The sequence below is a fragment of the Serinicoccus chungangensis genome, from assembly GCF_001483745.1.
GTDB lineage: Bacteria > Actinomycetota > Actinomycetes > Actinomycetales > Dermatophilaceae > Ornithinicoccus > Ornithinicoccus chungangensis_A.
This window is the reverse complement of record NZ_LQBL01000030.1, coordinates 1-18,032: the sequence shown is the minus strand read 5'-3', so window position 1 is coordinate 18,032 and position 18,032 is coordinate 1. Positions and strand designations below refer to the sequence as shown.

At 70.4% G+C, this 18,032-nt stretch carries 18 protein-coding genes; 11 read left to right on the top strand and 7 right to left on the bottom strand.

What is annotated here, in order from left to right; translation table 11 throughout:
- Window positions 1-162: 162 nt before the first annotated feature.
- Together AVL62_RS12290 and AVL62_RS12285 are read left to right on the top strand one after the other, a co-directional pair.
- Window positions 163-2,514, top strand: coding sequence for an excinuclease ABC subunit UvrA (locus AVL62_RS12290; protein ID WP_058891959.1), 2,352 nt, complete (start codon window positions 163-165; stop codon window positions 2,512-2,514).
- Between the two features lie 175 nt (window positions 2,515-2,689).
- Entirely contained in the window at window positions 2,690-4,078 is a 1,389-nt protein-coding gene (locus AVL62_RS12285) for a serine hydrolase domain-containing protein (protein ID WP_161937885.1), read from the top strand.
- 57 nt (window positions 4,079-4,135) lie between these two features.
- Here AVL62_RS12285 and AVL62_RS12280 read toward each other — a convergent pair whose 3' ends face one another.
- A complete protein-coding gene (locus AVL62_RS12280) occupies window positions 4,136-4,573 on the bottom strand; it encodes a hypothetical protein (protein WP_058891957.1) in 438 nt (145 codons plus the stop codon).
- Window positions 4,574-4,637: 64 nt separating this feature from the next.
- Between AVL62_RS12280 and AVL62_RS12275 the strand changes: the two genes are divergently transcribed.
- Entirely contained in the window at window positions 4,638-5,552 is a 915-nt protein-coding gene (locus AVL62_RS12275) for an exodeoxyribonuclease III (RefSeq protein WP_058891956.1), read from the top strand.
- Window positions 5,553-5,559: 7 nt separating this feature from the next.
- On the opposite strand, the gene AVL62_RS12270 is transcribed toward AVL62_RS12275, so the two are convergent.
- Entirely contained in the window at window positions 5,560-7,410 is a 1,851-nt protein-coding gene (locus AVL62_RS12270) for a cation:proton antiporter (protein ID WP_058891955.1), read from the bottom strand.
- A 196-nt stretch (window positions 7,411-7,606) separates the two neighbouring features.
- On the opposite strand from AVL62_RS12270, the gene idi reads away from it, so the two are divergent.
- The 3 genes from idi to AVL62_RS12255 all read left to right on the top strand — a co-directional run bounded on the left by idi (window position 7,607) and on the right by AVL62_RS12255 (window position 11,458).
- The gene (gene idi, locus AVL62_RS12265; protein WP_062946263.1) at window positions 7,607-9,256 is read left to right on the top strand and encodes an isopentenyl-diphosphate Delta-isomerase; all 1,650 of its coding nucleotides are present in this window, start codon (window positions 7,607-7,609) and stop codon (window positions 9,254-9,256) included.
- Window positions 9,253-10,746 (top strand): phytoene desaturase family protein, encoded by a 1,494-nt coding sequence (gene crtI / locus AVL62_RS12260; protein ID WP_058891953.1) that lies wholly within the window; start codon window positions 9,253-9,255, stop codon window positions 10,744-10,746. The genes idi and crtI overlap by 4 nt, the downstream gene beginning before the upstream one ends.
- Before the next feature lie 286 nt (window positions 10,747-11,032).
- Window positions 11,033-11,458: a TA system VapC family ribonuclease toxin gene (locus tag AVL62_RS12255; RefSeq protein ID WP_058891952.1), complete on the top strand. Its 426-nt coding sequence runs from the start codon at window positions 11,033-11,035 to the stop codon at window positions 11,456-11,458.
- Window positions 11,459-11,566: 108 nt separating this feature from the next.
- Here the strand turns inward: AVL62_RS12255 and AVL62_RS12250 are convergent, their stop codons facing one another.
- Complete coding sequence (locus AVL62_RS12250; RefSeq protein ID WP_058891951.1) at window positions 11,567-12,217, bottom strand: DUF6928 family protein; 651 nt, start codon at window positions 12,215-12,217, stop codon at window positions 11,567-11,569.
- Window positions 12,218-12,444: 227 nt separating this feature from the next.
- On the opposite strand from AVL62_RS12250, the gene AVL62_RS12245 reads away from it, so the two are divergent.
- Both AVL62_RS12245 and AVL62_RS16690 read left to right on the top strand, forming a co-directional pair.
- Window positions 12,445-12,864, top strand: coding sequence for an HIT family protein (locus AVL62_RS12245; protein WP_235585694.1), 420 nt, complete (start codon window positions 12,445-12,447; stop codon window positions 12,862-12,864).
- 102 nt (window positions 12,865-12,966) lie between these two features.
- Window positions 12,967-13,581 (top strand): class I SAM-dependent methyltransferase, encoded by a 615-nt coding sequence (locus AVL62_RS16690; protein ID WP_083518928.1) that lies wholly within the window; start codon window positions 12,967-12,969, stop codon window positions 13,579-13,581.
- Here AVL62_RS16690 and AVL62_RS12240 read toward each other — a convergent pair.
- Window positions 13,463-14,203 (bottom strand): integrase core domain-containing protein, encoded by a 741-nt coding sequence (locus tag AVL62_RS12240; protein ID WP_327282210.1) that lies wholly within the window; start codon window positions 14,201-14,203, stop codon window positions 13,463-13,465. The genes AVL62_RS16690 and AVL62_RS12240 overlap by 119 nt on opposite strands.
- Window positions 14,204-14,638: 435 nt before the next feature.
- Between AVL62_RS12240 and AVL62_RS12230 the strand changes: the two genes are divergently transcribed.
- Complete coding sequence (locus tag AVL62_RS12230; RefSeq protein ID WP_058891948.1) at window positions 14,639-14,845, top strand: hypothetical protein; 207 nt, start codon at window positions 14,639-14,641, stop codon at window positions 14,843-14,845.
- 33 nt (window positions 14,846-14,878) lie between these two features.
- Here AVL62_RS12230 and AVL62_RS12225 read toward each other — a convergent pair whose 3' ends face one another.
- Both AVL62_RS12225 and AVL62_RS12220 read right to left on the bottom strand, forming a co-directional pair.
- The gene (locus AVL62_RS12225; protein WP_062946264.1) at window positions 14,879-15,274 is read right to left on the bottom strand and encodes a VOC family protein; all 396 of its coding nucleotides are present in this window, start codon (window positions 15,272-15,274) and stop codon (window positions 14,879-14,881) included.
- Between the two features lie 394 nt (window positions 15,275-15,668).
- Window positions 15,669-16,214 (bottom strand): kinase, encoded by a 546-nt coding sequence (locus AVL62_RS12220; RefSeq protein WP_058891947.1) that lies wholly within the window; start codon window positions 16,212-16,214, stop codon window positions 15,669-15,671.
- Window positions 16,215-16,585: 371 nt separating this feature from the next.
- Between AVL62_RS12220 and AVL62_RS17340 the strand changes: the two genes are divergently transcribed.
- Window positions 16,586-16,771, top strand: coding sequence for a hypothetical protein (locus AVL62_RS17340; RefSeq protein WP_058891946.1), 186 nt, complete (start codon window positions 16,586-16,588; stop codon window positions 16,769-16,771).
- A 102-nt stretch (window positions 16,772-16,873) separates the two neighbouring features.
- Window positions 16,874-17,569 carry an HAD family hydrolase gene (locus AVL62_RS12210; RefSeq protein ID WP_058892042.1) on the top strand — a complete coding sequence of 232 codons (696 nt, stop codon included), beginning with the start codon at window positions 16,874-16,876 and terminating at the stop codon, window positions 17,567-17,569.
- A 196-nt stretch (window positions 17,570-17,765) separates the two neighbouring features.
- On the opposite strand, the gene AVL62_RS12205 is transcribed toward AVL62_RS12210, so the two are convergent.
- Window positions 17,766-18,032, bottom strand: a 267-nt coding sequence (locus AVL62_RS12205) for a HEAT repeat domain-containing protein (protein ID WP_235585693.1), incomplete at its 5' end; no start/stop codon positions are given.

The window sequence follows — 18,032 nt, the reverse complement described above, 5'->3', positions numbered from 1 at the left end:
CCGCCCCCACCGCCCCTACCCGAGCGCTCGTGACCGTGGTTCTGCCGCCCCGGCCGCAGAACCACGGTCGGCCTCGGGTGACGGACAGCTCCTGACCGTCGTCCTCCTGCCCCGGCAGCATTTTCCCGGTCGGGCGGGCCCGCCCCGTGGCACGATCGGCCCATGCACCCCGCGGACAGCCACGACGTCATCCGGGTGCGCGGCGCCCGGGTCAACAACCTGCGTGACGTCGACGTCGACATCCCGAAGCGCCGGCTCACGGTCTTCTCCGGGGTGTCCGGCTCCGGCAAGTCCAGCCTGGTCTTCGGGACCGTCGCCGCCGAGAGCCAACGGCTCATCAACGAGACCTACTCCGCCTTCCTCCAGTCCTTCATGCCGGTGACGAGCCGGCCGGAGGTCGAGGAGCTCGACGGCCTGTCGGCGGCGATCGTCGTCGACCAGGAGCGGCTCGGCGCCAACGCCCGCTCGACGGTGGGCACCGCGACCGACGCCTACGCCCTGCTGCGCATCCTGTTCAGCCGGCTGTCCGAGCCGCACGTCGGGCCCAGCTCGGCCTTCTCCTTCAACCTCGCCAGCGCCAGCGGCAGCGGACGGGTGGTCGTCGAGAAGGAGGGCAAGGCACCCCAGGGCGAGGCCGCGACCTTCGAGTTCATCGGGGGCATGTGCCCCGTGTGCGAGGGGCTGGGCACGCGGGCCGCGATCGACGAGGACGTCGTGGTCGACCGCGGCAAGAGCCTCAACGAGGGCGCCATCCTCGTCCCGGGGTACGGCGTGGGCACCTGGGGCTGGAAGATGTACGGCGACGAGGGGGCGGCGGCCGACGGCAAGCTCGACATGGACAAGAAGCTCGCCGACTACTCCGAGCGCGAGTGGCACTGGTTGATGTACCAGGAGCCGACGAAGGTGAAGTTCGCGGGGATCAACCTGACCTACGAGGGTCTGGTAGTGCGGATCCGACGCACCCTCTTCGGCGACAGGGAGCCGAAGCAGAAGCACATGATCGAGTTCAAGGAGCGGGTCGCGACGACCGGCCCGTGCAGCGAGTGCGGCGGCACCCGGCTCAACGAGGCGGCGCGGACCGCGACGGTGAACGGCACCACGATCAGCGAGTGCACGGCCATGCAGGTCAGCGATCTCGTCGGGTGGGTCAGGGAGGTCGACGACACCTCGGTGCGGCCGCTGGTCGCCAACCTGGCCGCGATGCTCGACGCGTTCACCGAGATCGGTCTGGGATACCTCTCCCTCGACCGGGAGGCCGGGAGCCTGTCCGGGGGCGAGGCGCAGCGGGTGAAGATGATCCGTCAGCTCGGCAGCGCGCTCACCGACGTCACCTACGTCTTCGACGAGCCGACGGTGGGGCTGCACCCGCACGACATCCGCCGGATGATCGCGCTCCTGACCTCCCTGCGCGACAAGGGCAACACGATCCTCGTGGTCGAGCACAAGCCCGAGGTCATCGAGGCGGCCGACCACGTCATCGACATCGGTCCGGGGGCCGGCGGCGACGGGGGCACGATCACCTTCGAGGGGGAGGTCGCCGGGCTGCGCGCCTCGGACACGATCACCGGCCACTACCTCGACCACCGTATGCCGCTGCGCGAGGAGGTGCGGACGCCCACCGGGGCGATCGAGATCCGGGGTGCCTCGACCCACAACCTGCGTGACGTCGACGTCGACCTGCCGACGGGGGTGCTCGTCGCGGTCACCGGGGTGGCGGGGTCGGGCAAGAGCTCGCTGGTCCACGGTTCGCTCGGCGGCCGCGAGGACGTGCTCATCGTCGACCAGTCCGCGATCCGGGGCTCCCGCCGGTCCAACCCGGCGACGTACTCCGGGCTGCTCGACCCGATCCGCACCGCCTTCGCCAAGGAGAACGACGTCTCCGCCTCGCTCTTCTCCCCCAACTCCGAGGGCGCCTGCCCGGCCTGCAACGGCCAGGGCGTGATCTACCCCGAGCAGGGCATGCTCGTCGGCGGACCCTCCCGGTGCGAGACCTGCGGGGGTCAGCGCTTCCGTGACGACGTCCTCGAGCACACCCTGCACGGGCTGACCATCGCCGAGGTCTTCGAGCTGTCCGTCGCGCGGGCCGCCGAGGTCTTCAGCACCGGCAAGGCCCGGGGCATCCTGGCCCGGCTGGTCGACGTCGGCCTGGGGTACCTGCGGCTGGGCCAGCCGCTCACGACGCTCTCCGGCGGGGAGCGTCAACGGCTCAAGCTCGCCGCCCAGCTCGGCGGCAAGGGCACCACCATCGTCCTCGACGAGCCCACCGCCGGTCTGCACCTCGCCGACACCGAGCGCCTCGTCGCGATGCTGCACACGCTGGTGGACCAGGGTCACAGCCTCGTCGTCATCGAGCACAACCTGGCGGTCGTCGCGAACGCCGACTGGGTGGTGGACATCGGCCCGGGCGCCGGGCACGACGGAGGCCGGGTCGTCTTCGAGGGGACGCCTGCGCAGATGGTCGCGGACGGCGACACCCTGACCGCCGAGCACCTCAGGGAGTGGGTCGGCGCCTGACCACACGGGCCGAGCGAGGGCTGCCGACCAACCGGGCGCCGCGGGTGGTGGCCTGCCGACCGACCGGGCGCCGCGTGTGGTGAGCTGCCGACCGACCGGGCGCCGCGTATGGTTCCTCATCCTCCAGACGGAGCGCATCTCCGGCCCCAGGTGGATGCGCTGCGTCCCGGGGGCGGTGAGGCTGGGGGCATCGGTCATCGACACCTGGGAGGGCACGACCATGCACCGTCGCACCACCACCACCGCCGCCGCCGCCTGCGCCGCCGCGCTCGCGGCGGGGCTCACCACGATCCCGGCCGCCGCCGTCGCGCCGCACGAGGGGCCGTCGTCGTCCACGGCAGGACTGCCGGTGGGCGCCATCGGCGCGGCCGCCGACCCCGCCGACCAGGAAGCCGTCCGGGAGGCGCTGCGGGAGGCCGCTGCCGAGGCGGCGACGCAGGTCGCCGTGCAGCGCTCGTCCCCGTCGGCCACCCCGCAGGACGTGCCCGGCCCCACCCGGCTGCCGAGCCTGCCCCGCCCCGACCTCGACGCCGCCCTCGACCAGATCGTCGCCGACGGAGCCATCGGCGTGACGGCGACGGTCGAGACGTCCACGCTGCGCTGGTCGGACGCCGCCGGCACCCGCGACCTCGACGGGCAGGCACCGGCGCTGGAGCGCAGCCCGCTGCGCGTCGCCAGCAACACCAAGATGATGGTGGCCACCCTGGTCATGCAGGAGGTGGAGGCCGGGACCTGGACGCTGGACACCCGGGTGGACGACGTCATACCGGGCCTCTTCCCGGACCACCCCGAGGTGACGATCCGCCACCTGCTCAGCCACACCTCGGGTATGCCGCTGGGCACCTACGAGCTCATCACCCCCTACGCGGGGACGGACCCGGAGGACTGGGACGCCTTCGTGTCGGCCATCGGCCGTGACTACACCGACGCCGAGCACATCGACGCCGTCAACGCCGCGCCGTGGGTCGGGGAGCCGGGGGCGCAGTTCAGCTACTCCAACGCCGGCTACGTCGCGCTCGGCATGCTGCTGGAGGAGGTCACCGGCGAGGAGGTCGAGGCGCTGGTGGACGAGCGCATCCGGCGGCCCGCCGGCATGGGGCAGACCCGGGTGCTCGACGAGCCGGGTCTGCGGGGCCCGGCCCTGCACGAGGCGATGTTCGTCGACGGCCGGGGGTGGATCGGGCTGGAGGGCTTCGACCCGGACGTCTTCTCGCACAGCGGCTCCGCGCTGAGCACGGTCGAGGACCTCGACGACCTCACCCGGGCGCTCATGTCGGGCGACCTCGTCTCGGAGGCCTCGGTGGAGCAGATGGTGACGCCGTCCTCGGAGAACCCCCTGGGCTACGGGCTGGGCACCTACGCCATCCCCGACCCCTGCCGTCCGGGCGAGTTCCTGCACGGGCACGACGGGGCGAGCTTCGGCTCGCTCAGCCTGGCGCTCAGCTCGCGCGACGGCACCCGCCAGCTGGCCCTCGGGGTGACCGGTCGCGACCTGACCGTGGCCCAGGACGCGCTCTACGACCTCAACGACCTGCTGGTCCCGATGCTCGTCGCCACCTGCTGACGACGACGCCCGTGGTCGCGGCTGCGCGACCACGGGCGATGCTCGGGGGGAGGCGGGTCAGGGGCGCTCGTCGGTGCTGTCCCACTCACCCTCGGTGACGTGCATGGCGGCCTCCTCGGCCGCGTCGCCGGCACCGGCCTCGGGCTGGCCGACGTCCTCGCCGGCGTCGCCGCCGAGGATGTCCTGGTCGGCGGGGATGGCGTCCGGGTCGTCACCCCCGAGCAGCTCGGGCTCGCGCGTGGTGTCCTCGCCGCCGTGCTCGGGACGGCCGTAGGAGGTGCCCTCCTCGGGCAGCTCCTGCGCGATCCGCTGGTCGATGGTCTCCTCGCTGGCGTCGTCATCGGCGAACTCCGAGCTGACCGGGCGCCGGTCCGGCGGGCTCCAGGCCACGTCGGCCGTCGAGCTCGGCTCGTCCAGGTTGACCTCGGCCTCGGCCTCCTGCTCGGGGCTGTAGTCGGGGATGCCGCTCTCGTCCTCGTACGGGTTCTCGCTCATGGCTCCACAGTGTGCCCTCCGCCCTCGTGCGGCAACTCCGCAGGGCGGTCCGTAGCATCGCCGGGTGCTCCGCATCGCCACCGTCAACATCAACGGCATCCGCGCGACCCTGCGCCGCGGCTTCGGGGAGTGGATGACCGGCCGGGACGCCGACGTCGTGACCCTGCAGGAGGTCCGCTGCACCCTCGCCGACCTCCCCGACGCCGCCTTCGGCGGCTACCACGCCGTCTACGAGCCGGGCACCATCCCCGGCCGCAATGGCGTCGCCGTCCTCACCCGGCAGCCGCCCGCCGCAGTGCGCACCTGGGGCGCCGAGGTGCTCGTGCGGGCGGCGGGGGAACGGCATACCTCGACCGTGCCGGCGCAGACCCCCACCCTCGCGCGGGGGATCTCGCGGTATGCCGCGGAGGGCCGCTACGTCGAGGTGGACCTGGCCGACGCGCCCCTGACGGTGGCCTCGCTCTACCTGCCCAAGGGCGGTCTGCCGGCCCACCTGCAGCGTCCCGGCCGGATGCGGGAGGCGCCGGACGGGGGTGCGAAGTACCAGCGCAAGATGCACTTCCTCGACGCCTTCGCCCGACAGCTGACGCGGGCCCGGCGCGAGGCCCGGGCGGGCGGCCGCGAGCTCCTGCTGACCGGTGACCTCAACGTCGCGCACACCCACCTCGACGTCGCGGCCTGGCGCCGCAGCCAGCAGGCCGAGGGGTTCCTGCCCGAGGAGCGCGCCTGGCTGGACGAGCAGCTGTCCCCCCGCACCCTCGTCGACGTCGTCCGCCGCCTGCACCCGGACACCGCGGGGCCCTACTCGTGGTGGTCCTGGCTGGGGCAGTCCTACGCCGCCGACGTCGGCTGGCGCATCGACTACCACCTGGCCACCCCCGGGCTGGCCCGGCGTGCGGTGCGCGCCGAGGTGGACCGGGAGCACGCCGGCACGCGGCTCTCCGACCACGCGCCGGTGGTCGTCGACTACGACCTCTGAGGGCTGCTCAGTCCGCGAGGTGGTGGACGAAGCACCAGCGCCAGCCCTCGCCGGGCTCGGCCGACTGCATGACGGGGTGCCCGGTCTCCTGGAAGTGCGCGGTCCCGTGCTGCCCCCGCGAGGAGTCGCAGCACCCGACATGGTCGCACTCGAGGCACTGGCGCAGCGCCACGACCTCCCAGCCCTCGCGCTCGCAGGCCTCGCAGCGGGGGTCCTCGGTCCGGGGAGCGCGCGGGTATGCCGTGAGCTCGGGGCACTGCAGGTGCCCGGTGCCCCCGGTCGCCCGGATGTCCTGACGGGCGGCTCTCGAGGTGTCGATCATGGACTCCTCGAGGTCCAGCATGCCGAGCACCTGGCGCACCACGGTCGAGGGCACCTTGCCCTTGCCCCGGATGTGCAGGATGCGCTCGCGCTCCGCCGCGATCATCGCGAGCCGCAGCTCGGCATACGTCTCGGAGGGGGACTGCCGTCCCTCGGTGGTCGACAGCTGCTCCCAGGCCGCGAAGGTGCGCTGGTCCAGACGCTGCCGGATGGTGCGGGCGACCTCCGCGCCCTCCTCCGTCTCGAGCTCCTCGAGCCGTTCCAGACCGGCGGTGGCGGCCTGCTGCAGGAGCGTGGCGCGCGCGAGGGCGTCGTCGGCCGGGTCCGGGGCGCGCACGCCGAGGGCCCGCGTCAGCGCGGGCAGCGTCAGGCCCTGCAGGAGGAGGGTGCCGGCGACGACGGTGAGGGCGACGAGCAGCAGCAGGTCGCGGTAGGGCACGTCGACGGGGAGGATGAAGGCGGCGGCCAGGGTGACCACCCCTCGCATCCCCGCCCAGCCGATGAGGGTCGTCTCGGCCAGCCCGGCGGGCTCGCGGCGGTCGCCGAGGCGGCTGCCCAGCAACGGCCGGGTGAGGTGGACCCAGGCCATCCGCACCGCCACGACCGTCACCAGCGTCCCCACGCAGACGGTGAGGATCGTGCCGAGCGGGAGCTCGGAGCCGGAGAGGTCCTCGACGATCCAGCGGGCCTGCAGCCCGATGAGGAGGAAGACGACATTCTCCAGCAGGAAGGAGATGGTGCTCCAGGTCGTGCTCTCCACGATCCGGGCCCGGGCCGTCTGCAGGGTGAGGGACCGGTGGCTGAGCAGCAGGCCCACGACGACGACGCCGAAGACGCCCGACGCCCCGACCGTCTCGGCGAGCAGGTAGGCCGCGAAGGGCGTCACGAACGAGACGGCGGTGTCCAGGAGCGGGTCGTGCACGCGACGCCGGATCCAGGCCACGAGGCGGTAGAGGACGAGGCCGACGAGCACCCCACCCCCGGCGGCCAGCAGGAAGTCTCCGGCCACGCCGGTGGCCGTCACGCCGCCCGCCATGGCGGCGATGGCGGTGCGCAGCGCGACGAGGGCGGTGGCGTCGTTGAGCAGCGACTCGCCCTCGAGCACGGAGACGACCCGGCGGGGCAGCCCGATGCGGCGCCCGACGGCGGTGGCCGCCACGGCGTCGGGCGGGGCGACGATGGCCCCGATGGCCAGCGCCACCGGCCAGCCGATGTCCGGCAGCAGCGCCACCATGAGCCCGGCGACGGCGACCATGGTCACGAGCACGGCCGCGACCGACAGCAGCAGGATCGGCGCCAGGTTGGCCTTGAGGTCCACGAGCGAGGTCGACAGGGCGGCCGTGTAGAGCAACGGGGGCAGGAGGCCGATGAGCACGATCTCCGGTGACAGGTGGATCTCGGGCACCCCGGGCACGAAGGACAGGCCGATGCCGACGACGGTGAGCAGGAGCGGCGCCGGCGCCCCGAGGCGTTCGGACAGCGCCTCGCCCGCGATCACCACGACCGCGAGCAGCACCAGCAGGACGGCGATCTCCATGAGGTGATTGTCCTCCACGTCCGCGCCGGGCGGGACGTCCGCGGCGGTGTCTGCCCCGGGGGCCGATCCGCGTCCGGCCGTCGAGTGGGCGCCCGGACGCGGTGCACGTAGACTTGGCGGGACCTTCCTGGGCCGATCCTGGCGCCGGAGATGTGACCCTGCAGGAGGGCTCTTGCCCCAGAACGGACGAGGTCAGGTGCAGCAGAAGCCCGACGACGAGGTGGTGCTCCTGGACGAGCAGGCCCGGCCCGTGGGCACAGCGCAGCGCCTGACCGTGCACGACGAGAACACCCCGCTGCACCTGGCGTTCTCCCTCTACCTCTTCGACGCGCAGGGCCAGGTCCTCCTGACCCGGCGGGCGCTGACCAAGAAGACGTGGCCGGGCGTGTGGACCAACGCGTGCTGCGGCCATCCCCGCCCCGGCGAGGACGACGTCGACGCGGTCCGGCGCCGGCTCGGCGAGGAGCTCGGCGTCACCGTTGAGCACCTCTCGGTCGCGCTCCCCGAGTTCCGCTACCGCGCGGTCGACGCGAGCGGCATCGTCGAGCACGAGATCTGTCCGGTGTTCGTCGGGACCGTCGCGGGTGAGCTCGATCCCGCCGCGGAGGAGGTCGCCGAGCACCGCTGGGTGGCCTGGGACGACCTCGTCGCCACGGCGCGTGCGACTCCGTCGCTCATCAGCCCGTGGGCGGCCGAGCAGATCCTGCTGCTGGACGCCGAGCGGAGCAGGCTCCCCCTCGCGGGGGCCGCGGCGGGCGAGGACCCTGCCGAGGCGGAGGTCGAGGACACCCTGGCCCGGGTCGGCGACCTCATCGACCGCGAGTGCGCCTGGACCGAGCAGATGTGGTCGGGGCTGTGCGCGGCCGGCCCGGTCGACCTGCTCTCCCCGGACCCTGGCGACCTGCCGACCTGGCTGCGGGACGTCGTCCGGGCCGGTGGCAAGCGCCTGCGTCCGCGGATGTGCCACTGGGGCTTCGTCGCGGCCGGTGGCCGTCCCGGCACCCCCGCCCACGAGCACGTCGTCCGGGTGGGTGCGGCGCTGGAGATGCTGCACGCCTTCGCCCTCATCCACGACGACGTCATGGACGAGTCGCCGCTGCGCCGGGGCGCCCCCGCGGCGCACGTGGTGGCGGCGGAACGGCACCGGCAGGGCGGCGGCCGCGGCGACGCGGCCCGGTTCGGCGACAACCTCGCGATCCTGCTCGGCGACCTGGCCCACGCGGTGGCCGACCGGCTGGTGGTGCCGCTGCCGGACCTGCTGCGCGACTGCTGGTACGAGCTCAACCTCGAGCTCATCGCCGGGCAGCGGGCCGACCTCACCGGCGCCGCCGCCGGGCGTCGGGATGCCGCCCACGCCCACGACGTCGCGGCACTGAAGTCAGGCGCCTACACCATCGAGCGGCCCCTCCAGCTGGGGGCGATGGCCGCGGTGGCCGACCCCGCCCAGCAGGAGATCCTCAGCACCTACGGCTGGCACCTCGGCCGGGCCTTCGCCTGGCGGGACGACGTGCTCGGCGTGTGGGGCGACGACGCCGTGACCGGCAAGCCCTGCGACGACGACCTCCGTGAGGGCAAGGCCACCATGATCTGGGTGCTGGGGGCGCAACGGCTCACCGGAGCCGCGGCGGAGACCATGAGCCGGATCACCACGCCGCAGTCGCGGCCCGACGACGTGCGCGTGCTCCGGCAGGCGCTGGAGGAGGCAGGAGTGCGCGAGGAGATGGAGCGGCGGATCAGCGAGGAGGTCGAGGCGGCCAAGGCCGTCCTGGACACCGACCGGCTCAGCGAGGTCGGTCTGGCCGGGCTGCGCCAGGAGGCCACCGCCATCGCCTGGAGGGACGCGTGAGCCACGTCGTCGTCGTCGGGGCAGGGCTGAGCGGGCTGGCGGCCGCCTGCCACCTGGTCGGTGACGGGCACCGGGTGACCGTGGTCGAGCGCGAGGACGTGCCCGGCGGCCGTGCCGGCCGCCTCACCCGTGACGGCTTCACCTTCGACACCGGGCCGACCGTGCTCACCATGCCCGACCTCATCGACCGGCCGCTGCGGGCGGCGGGCTCGAGCCTCGCCGAGCGGCTGGACCTCACGCTGCTCGACCCGGCATACCGCGGCTTCTTCGCCGACGGCAGCACCCTGGAGGTGCGGCACGGGCACGAGGCGATGCGCGCCGAGATCCACCGCGAGTGCGGCAGCCTCGACGCCGCCGCCTTCGACGAGTTCGTCATCTGGCTGCGTCGGCTCTACCTCGCGGAGATGGGGTCGTTCATCGACCGCAACTTCGACCGCCCCACCGACCTGCTCGCCAACCCCCGGGCAGCCGCGCAGCTGCTGGCCATGGGCGGCTTCGGTCGCCTCGGCCCGATGATTCGGCGACGGTTCCGCGACGAGCGGTTGCACCGTCTCTTCTCCTTCCAGGCGATGTATGCCGGTCTGGCCCCGGACGAGGCGCTGTCCATCTACGCGGTCATCACCTACATGGACTCCATCGAGGGGGTCTACTTCCCCAAAGGCGGGATGCGGGCCGTCCCCGAGGCGCTGGCCGGTGCCGCCGCCGACGCCGGCGCGGAGTTCCGCTACGGCACCTCGGTCACCGAGCTGGTGCGGGACTCCTCCGGCCGGGTGCGGGGGGTGGCCACGGACGACGGCGAGCAGCTCGCGTCCGACGCGGTGGTGTGCACCGTCGACCTGCCGACGGCATACCGGTGGTGGCTGCCGGACGTGCGCCCGCCGCGCGCGGTGAACGGCCTGCTGGGCGGCAACTACTCGCCCTCCTGCGTGGTCTGGCACGTCGGCGTCCGCGGCGTCGCGGACGGCAAGGCGCACCACAACATCCACTTCGGCCACCAGTGGTCAGAGGCGTTCGACGACCTGCTCAAGCGCGGGACCTTGATGAGCGACCCGTCGCGGCTGGTGACCATGCACTCCCTCGACGACGAGGAGGCGGCGCCGGAGGGCCACAGCACGCTCTACGTCCTGGAGCCGGTGCCGCACCTCGAGGTCGGCAGCATCGACTGGGAGGCGCAGTCGACCCGCGACATGATGCGCGAGCGCCTGCTCGGCTTCCTGCAGGAGAGTGGCTACCCCACCGACGTCGTCACCGAGGAGCTCGTCACCCCGGCCGACTGGCGCGACCAGGGTATGGCGGCCGGCACCCCCTTCGCGCTGGCGCACACCTTCCCGCAGACGGGGCCGTTCCGCCCCAACAACATCGACCGGCGGGTGCCGGGCCTGGTCTTCGCCGGCTCCGGGACCGTCCCCGGGGTCGGGGTCCCGATGGTGCTGCCCTCCGGTCGGCTGGCGGCCCAGCGGGTGGACCAGATGCTGGGGCGCCCCGCCTGACCGGGATCGAGCATCGCAGCATCACCAGGTGAGCTCGAGCGCAGCATGATGCTCGTCTTGAGGCGTGCGGACGACGCTCACGTCCGCGACGATGTCGCGCCTGAGGTCGAGCGGCTCCGTCGTGAGCGCGGCATGGGACCCAGCGAGGCGGTCAACGCCCTTGCTCGCCGTGCCTGGAAGCCGCCGACGAACCGGTCCTTCCCTACGAGCATCACTCCACCCAGCTCGGTCTCACGGTCGATGTTCGCAACATCGGCGAGGTTCTCGATCTGCTCGACGAGGCTCCGTGATCCTCGACGCCACCATCCTGTTGTATGCCGTCGACGAGGACAGCCCCTACTTCGACCGCGCCTCGACCTGGCTCACGGAGGCCATCTCGGGACACGAGCGCATCGGGCTCCCCGGGCAGACCATCGGTGCATTCCTGCGGATCTCCACCCACCCGCGGATCGCCCAGCACCCACTCTCAGCGGGGGCGGCGCAGGAGCACGTGGACCGCTGGCTTGCTGCCGCGACGGTATGGGTCCCACCCGCCACCGCCCGCACCATGGCTGCGTATGCGCAGCTCTCGGAGGCGCATCAGGTGACCGGCAACCTTGTCTCGGATGCTCAGCTAGCTGCCCAGGCTCTCGAGCTCGGCGTCGCAGTGGTCTCGGCAGACTCCGACTTCGCGCGCTTCCCCGAGGTGCGGTGGGTGAACCCTCTGGCGTGAGGGTCCGGCTCTCTCCACCCCTCTGTTGCTCGGTGCCCCTCCGGCAACCCGTCACCGCTCTGTTGACAGGGGGTCGCGTGGCGCCGCGTCGCCCCGGGCTTGCCAGGCTTACAACGGTGGCACCCGGTAGGTGTCGACCTTCCAGTCCCACGTGGTCATGTCATGCGGGTTCAGGTTCAGCAGCGAGTTGAGCACCATGGCCATGAGGACATCGGAAACCTCGACCCACAGGCCGTCCCGGTCGGGCAGTGCGCCGTTCTCGTCAGGGATGGGTTCGGCGTTGGCCACCCACGTCCAGAACGGTGTCTCGAAGTCAGGCGGGTCACCGATCTGGATGCCGGTGTCGGACTCGTCCAGCCCGTAGCTCAGCCGTCGCTTGAGGACGCCGCGGTCCCACCAGTCGAACTCCTCCCAGCCAACCTTCGTGTTGCGGGCGACGTGGCGCATCTCGCCCGCGGTGACGTCCAGGCTGCGCCAGGGCTCGATCTGCGGGTCCATGCTCAAGATGCTCGTGCTGGCCATGAAGAAGGTGTGCTCATCGTGACCGAACGCGACGACCTCGGGGTCCTCTTCGGTCAGCAGGAACTCGCCGAGCCGTAGCCCTGTCTGGACGGGCTGCACCGGGATGTCGCGCAGGGCGTGGTACTGCTCGACCACCGACTCGGCGCCCCCCTTGCCTCGCAGCCACTGCACGATGTCGAAGTTGTCCGCCACCGCAGGGAAGTCGTCGATCCGGTCTGTCTCGTCGGGTGCTCCCATGAGGCACACCCTAGGCCGCGGTCGTAGAAGACCCAGCGGCAAAGCATGACTCGAAAACGACCGTTCTCGAGCCGGGCCTGAGGGGACCTGCCTTACAAGGTGGTTTCTCTTGAGACCGCCAACTCTGACGGGTCGATGCCTCTAGGGCGTGGCAGCATCGGAGGATGCGGGAAGGGAGGGGCATAACGGTCGGAGACGACTGTCCATTCTGCCGGCTTCAGGTCGGCGTGTTCGACTACCGCAATCGGGCCCACGATGTGGTCGGCGTGACGCAGCGGGCCTATGCGCGTATCGCCCCGAAGTGGTGGCCCGCCAACGCTGGCGGCGCGCTGGTCATCCCGCGACACCACGTGGAGAACCTCTACGACATCTCGCAGGTCGACGGCCACGCCGTCTGGGACCTCACGCAGCGGGTCGCCGCGGCAATGCGTTCCTCGTACGGCTGCCAGGGGGTGTCCATCCGACAACACAACGAGCCGGCGGGCGGTCAGGACGTGTGGCACCTGCACGTTCATGTGCTCCCGCGATACCAGAACGATGAGCTGTACCAGCGGCATCTCGAGGCCCGTTGGGTGCCAGCCGATGAACGACGCCCCTTCGCCGACCTTTTGCGCGCCAGCGTGCAGCTGCCCACCTCGTTCTCCTAGCGCGCCTCGTGCACGACCGTCGGCAGACCTTGACATCCGTCAGTGCCGTAGCAGGCCACGTGTGGCGATACTGGGTCTCAGCGGAACAGAGCAGAGGACCCCATGACCTACGACGATCCACGCCTGGCGGTGCTGTATGACATCGACAATCCAGACGGCCCGGACCACGACTTCTTCCGACGATTCGCAGACGACCTCGGCGCGAAGGACATTGTCGACCTTGGCTGCGGCACCGGCCTGCTCACCGTCACCCTGGTCAAACCGGGTCGGACCGTCATAGGGATCGAGCCCGCGCCGGCGATGCTCGAACGCGCAGTCACCCGGCCCGGAGGTAAGGCTGTCAACTGGGTCCTCGGCACCAGCGACGTGCTCTCGCCTTGCACGGCCGACCTCATCATCATGAGCGGGAATGTGGCCATGCACATCATTGGAGACGACTGGCACACCACGCTGGCCGCGGTCGCTCGAGCCCTCAGACCCTACGGGCGACTCGTGTTTGAGGCGCGCAACCCCGCAGCACGCGCCTGGACACGGTGGAACGACCCGCTCGCCGAACGAGACACACCCGTCGGCAAACTCCGCGAATCCGTGTCCCGTGTCAAGTTCTTGGCAGGTTTTCGGGCTCGGGAAAGTTGGGTGTGCCGGGGTCGGCGAGGCGTAGGTGCACCTCGCGGGGCCGGTTCCAGGACAGCGCTTCGTGCGGGCGGACGGTGTTGAACTCGCTCCGGTACTCCTCGCCGTAAGCGACGAGGTCGTGCATGTCGTCGATCTGCTCGCGGTAGAGCCGCTCGTACTTCAGCGACTGGAACGCCCGCTCGCGCACCCCGTTCTGGCCCGGGGTGCGGACCCTGGTGCGGACGTGGTCCAGCTGCGGGATGGCCTCGATGAACGCCGCGAACCGGGCCGAGCGGAACGGGCCGCCGTTGTCGGTGACCAGCGTGATCGGCACGACCTCTCCGGTGTCGGGGTCGGTGAGGTACTCCAGCAGGTCCAGCCCGGCGGGCAGCAACGACTCGGCCTCGGCCAGCGCGAGCTCCACCCCGGCGATCGCGTCGTGCTGGTTCGCGGTCGGCGACCAGTGCCAGCCAAACTCGTACTTGGACCAGTAGTCCGCGATCCCGGCCACGCGCCAGGTCCCACCGGTAGCGGTCTCGTACTCGGAGAAGTCGAACTGCCAGACCATGTTCGGTCCCGTCGGCGTCATGGCGAACGCGGCCTTACGCGCCCGGGCGAGCTGACGTCGCTCGCGCTGGTAGCCGGCCTTGAGCAGCAGGCCCGCGTCGTCCAGGATCCGCGCGGTGGTCGACATCGACACCCGGTGTCCCGAGTGCCGGGCCATCGCCCAGACCTTGCGGTGGCCCCACGCAGCGTGTCTGGAGGCCAGTGCGGTGATGACCTCGCGCGAGGCCTCCCGCGCCGGCCGCGGCCAAGGCCCCTTCGCGGGCCGTCCTGCGCGGGCGTGCGCCTGCCAGCGCCGGTAGGTCCGCTCGGGGACGCCGATCAACGTGCAGAACCTCGTGGTCGGCATCCCCGCCCCGGTGCGGATTACCTCGAGGTCCTCGAAGGGCCCAGCCGGCCCTCGGCACTCTTCTTCCACACCCGGGCCTCAAGGTGCGCCTCGCCCAGCGCGGTGGTGAGCTCGGCGACCTCCGCCTCCAGCTGCTCCTCCCGGGTCGAGGGCCCGGTCCNNATGCCCTCATAACCGGTCTGCCAAGAAGTCTGGAACGGGACATCCGTAACAACCGAACCACCGGACATCAATGGTGTCGTTCTCATGCACTGTCACAACGAGTTCCTCGATGACGGCGACGTTCTCGACGTGGAACAACCCTTGCAGTTCCGCGACCGGGCCCAGATCGAGGCCGACCTGGCCGCCGTCGGCCTCGTCACGCTCAACGTCTGGAGCGACTGGGCCGGGACGTCGTTCGGCGACACCGAGGCAGAACCCCTGATGGTCTTCGATGCAGCCCTCTTGAGCTGAGTGGCAGCCGCGCGTCCCGCGGAATGGGGACGCCTAGTCCGCAACGAGCTCGAGCTCGAGGCCCTCGTTGTTCTCAAGGAACAGCGCGGTGTGCTGTGGCCCACCCGCATGGGGGTAGTCGTCGGCGAACAGTTCGGTCCACCCATGCCCGCCACACTGCTCCCGCAGGACGTCCAGCTGTTCGCGGTCGCCAGCGCGCAACGCAAGGTGGTTCAGCCCAGCGCGGGTTCGTTCGTGGGCGCCGGTTATGTCTGGTGACTGTTCCAGGACGATGTAGACCCCACTGGGGTGCCACCAGGTGCGCCCGGTGGGCCACCCGGGGTCGTGCTTCGCTGTCCAGCCGATCGAGGACAGGAGCCAGTCGAAAGAGGAAGTGGCGGATTCGATGTCGCAGGTCCACAGCTCGATGTGATGCACCACCTTCGCCATGTCGCGACCGTATCGGCCCTGCACGCCAGGGCGGAACATGCTGGTGTCGGTCGCCCGGCTCGCAGAGGCCTTGGGGGCTTGCCCAACCGGCGGCTCGGTGTCACGCTGATGGTCATGGAGGTCGCGCCAAGGACGAGTCCCTCGTGCGGGCTCGACGCCCACCCTGTGACGGCAACCGGGATAGGGAGGCTGGTTTAGCCCCAGGTTACTCTTCGCATGCCTTACAGGTGCCGCGACGGTCACCGTTTTCTGGCCAGCATCGAGACGCGCGAGTTTGAGCCGACACCGCCCCAGCACTGAGTCTGGCAGCTACAGGTCTGCGAGGCCACGTCGCAATGCGGCAACTTAAGTCGTCGACTAGTTTTTCTCCCGTGACCAGGGGGCACTTTTAGCGTCAGCGGAGCTTCGAGGTTGGCGTGTTTGCGCGGCTTCTCATGCCGTCCGTGATGCGAAGCAGATGCCGGACCGTCTCTTCGAGCGTTAGCGAGCCCGCGTCGATGACGACTTCTCCCTCGAGGCCGAGGGTGTCGTCGGGCACGAAACAGTCGCGGAGCTGTGCCGGTTCCACCTCGGCGCGCAGGGGTCGTCTCTCGTGCCTTCTTAGTGTCTCTTCCAGTGGGACCTGGAGGTAGCTGACGCAGGTGGGTCCGTCATGTTCAGCGATGAGGCGCCGCAGCATGGGTCCGTCGTGGGCTGCGATGAGGATGCCCTCGAGGATGACGTTGTAGCCGACGCCCACGCAGTAGCGCACCGTCTGCTCAATGAGGCCGATGTTGTGGCCATCTGGGACGTCGTGCTCCCGCAGGACCACCCGCCGCAGGTGGTCTTGGCCCACGTTCGCCGTTCCTCGTCCCCACGCCCGTTGAAGGGCGGCGACGGCGGTCTTTCCGGAGCCCGAGTTGCCACGCACGACCAGCAGGAAGGGGCGAGCGTCGGGCATGCCTAGGAGCCTAGCGAGGCGGGCCGGTGGCAGAAGCCTGCACCCACGCTTGGCGACCGGTGGATCGCAGGGCGCCGATCGAGCCATAACGCGCTGTTTTTGACGCCTCGGGAGAAGAATTGGCCCGACCCACTGACGACCGTTTTCGAGCCACCGCCCTTCGCCGCGCGAAACCCCGAACCGGAACGTCAGTGGGTCTGCGCACCGCCGACTTTCGAGCGGGGCCTTTGTCCCATAATGAGTGATTGCAGTGAGGTCCGCTTCGCACGTTGCCGCGACATGGCCGTCCTCTCACTCCGCGCCAAGCGTGTGCTGCGATAGATACTTGACGTAGCCACCGACGTGGTGGCTGTCGCTGGAGGGAGCTTGTCATGTCGAACCGGTCAAAGCTGTGGGGTGCCGCGACTGTCGGATGCTTCGTGGTGCTCCTCGCTGCCATCCTCGTTCAGCAGCGCTGGCTCGCCATTGTCGCGATGGTGCCGTTCCTTCCCCTCGCTGGCATGGCGGGCTGGACTGCCGAAGTGGACAGGCGTCAGCAAGTCAAACGCTCAAGCTAGTTTCAGCACAGTCGGTCCGTCACCACCTTCGCCGGAGATCCCATGAGCTAACGGACCGTCCGGGGTCCGGGATGGCTCAAGGGGCCCCATAGACTCCTTGTGATGACTCAGATTCGAGCCGTCATTTTCGACCTCGACGGCACCCTCATCGACCACGTTGGGTCCGCGACCAAGGCGCTCGAAGGGTGGCTCCCCGAGCTCGGCGCGGCTCTCACCCAAGAGCTGAGGGCCGCTTGGTTCGTCGCCGAGGAGAAGCATTTCCCCGCTTGGCGTGCCCGTGAGATCACGTTCGCGGAGCAGCGCCGCCGTCGCTTGCGCGACTTTCTGCCTCTCATCGACAGCCCGGTCGGAATCGACGCGGAATTGGATGACGTCTTCGCCGGCTACCTAAGTCATTACGAGGCTTCCTGGACGTGTTTCGACGACGCGCAGGAGACATTGGAAGAGATTTCCCGGCTGCCGATCAAGACAGCAGTCCTCACCAACGGCACAGATGAACAGCAGCACGCGAAGCTCAGAAAGGTCGGCCTGACGAGGCGCTTCAGTCACGTTTTCACGGCAGAAATCTTGGGGGCGGCCAAGCCTGATCTATCTACGTATCGCAGCGTCTGTGAGGCCCTCAACGTCGAGGTCCATCGCGCGCTCCACGTGGGCGACGTGTACGCGCTGGACGTCACGGCTCCACGAGAGGCCGGTCTCCAGGCCGTTTACCTTGATCGTGATGACGCTGGTCCGTTGGATGAACCCGCACGAATTCGGTCTCTTCGCGAGTTACCCGCGCTTCTACGCTCCAGATAGCAGGAGGCGGTAGGACGCGGTTGTCGGCAGAGTCGGTCTGTCACGGACTCCGCGCCTCGGAGCAGTGCGCTGATCGGGCCATAACCTCCAGTTCCCGACGCCCGGGAGCCGAAAACGGCTCGGCACGGTGACGACCCTTTTCGAGCCGCTTCACCCGGCCCACGTCATCGGTCTTGGGGTCACCTGGCGCGTGAAGTCACACGCTGGCACGGGCAACGCCTGCGACTCGGGGGTCGTCGTGCGTGATGGCCTGGGCCATGGCGGCGCGTGCATCGCGATGGTCAGTCAGCTCCCGTAGCGCCATCACCGCTGACAGTCGCACGTTTGGGTCGGCATCGTCGAGAGCATTGACCAACTCAGGTGTCGATTCGGCAGTGTGTGGTGAACCGATGTAGCACAACACGTCGGCGGCGTGCATCCTGCTAGCGGACATGCCAATCTCCCTGTTGGCGGACACGTGCTT

Coding starts and splice junctions, on each gene's coding strand:
- AVL62_RS12290 (WP_058891959.1), top strand. CDS start 163: ATGCACCCCGCGGACAGCCACGACGTCATCCGGGTGCGCGGCGCCCGG.
- AVL62_RS12280 (WP_058891957.1), bottom strand. CDS start 4,573: ATGAGCGAGAACCCGTACGAGGACGAGAGCGGCATCCCCGACTACAGC.
- AVL62_RS12270 (WP_058891955.1), bottom strand. CDS start 7,410: ATGGAGATCGCCGTCCTGCTGGTGCTGCTCGCGGTCGTGGTGATCGCG.
- AVL62_RS12250 (WP_058891951.1), bottom strand. CDS start 12,217: ATGGGAGCACCCGACGAGACAGACCGGATCGACGACTTCCCTGCGGTG.
- AVL62_RS16690 (WP_083518928.1), top strand. CDS start 12,967: ATGACCTACGACGATCCACGCCTGGCGGTGCTGTATGACATCGACAAT.
- AVL62_RS12240 (WP_327282210.1), bottom strand. CDS start 14,203: ATGGCCCGGCACTCGGGACACCGGGTGTCGATGTCGACCACCGCGCGG.
- AVL62_RS12230 (WP_058891948.1), top strand. CDS start 14,639: ATGCACTGTCACAACGAGTTCCTCGATGACGGCGACGTTCTCGACGTG.
- AVL62_RS12225 (WP_062946264.1), bottom strand. CDS start 15,274: ATGGCGAAGGTGGTGCATCACATCGAGCTGTGGACCTGCGACATCGAA.
- AVL62_RS12220 (WP_058891947.1), bottom strand. CDS start 16,214: ATGCCCGACGCTCGCCCCTTCCTGCTGGTCGTGCGTGGCAACTCGGGC.
- AVL62_RS17340 (WP_058891946.1), top strand. CDS start 16,586: ATGTCGAACCGGTCAAAGCTGTGGGGTGCCGCGACTGTCGGATGCTTC.
- AVL62_RS12210 (WP_058892042.1), top strand. CDS start 16,874: ATGACTCAGATTCGAGCCGTCATTTTCGACCTCGACGGCACCCTCATC.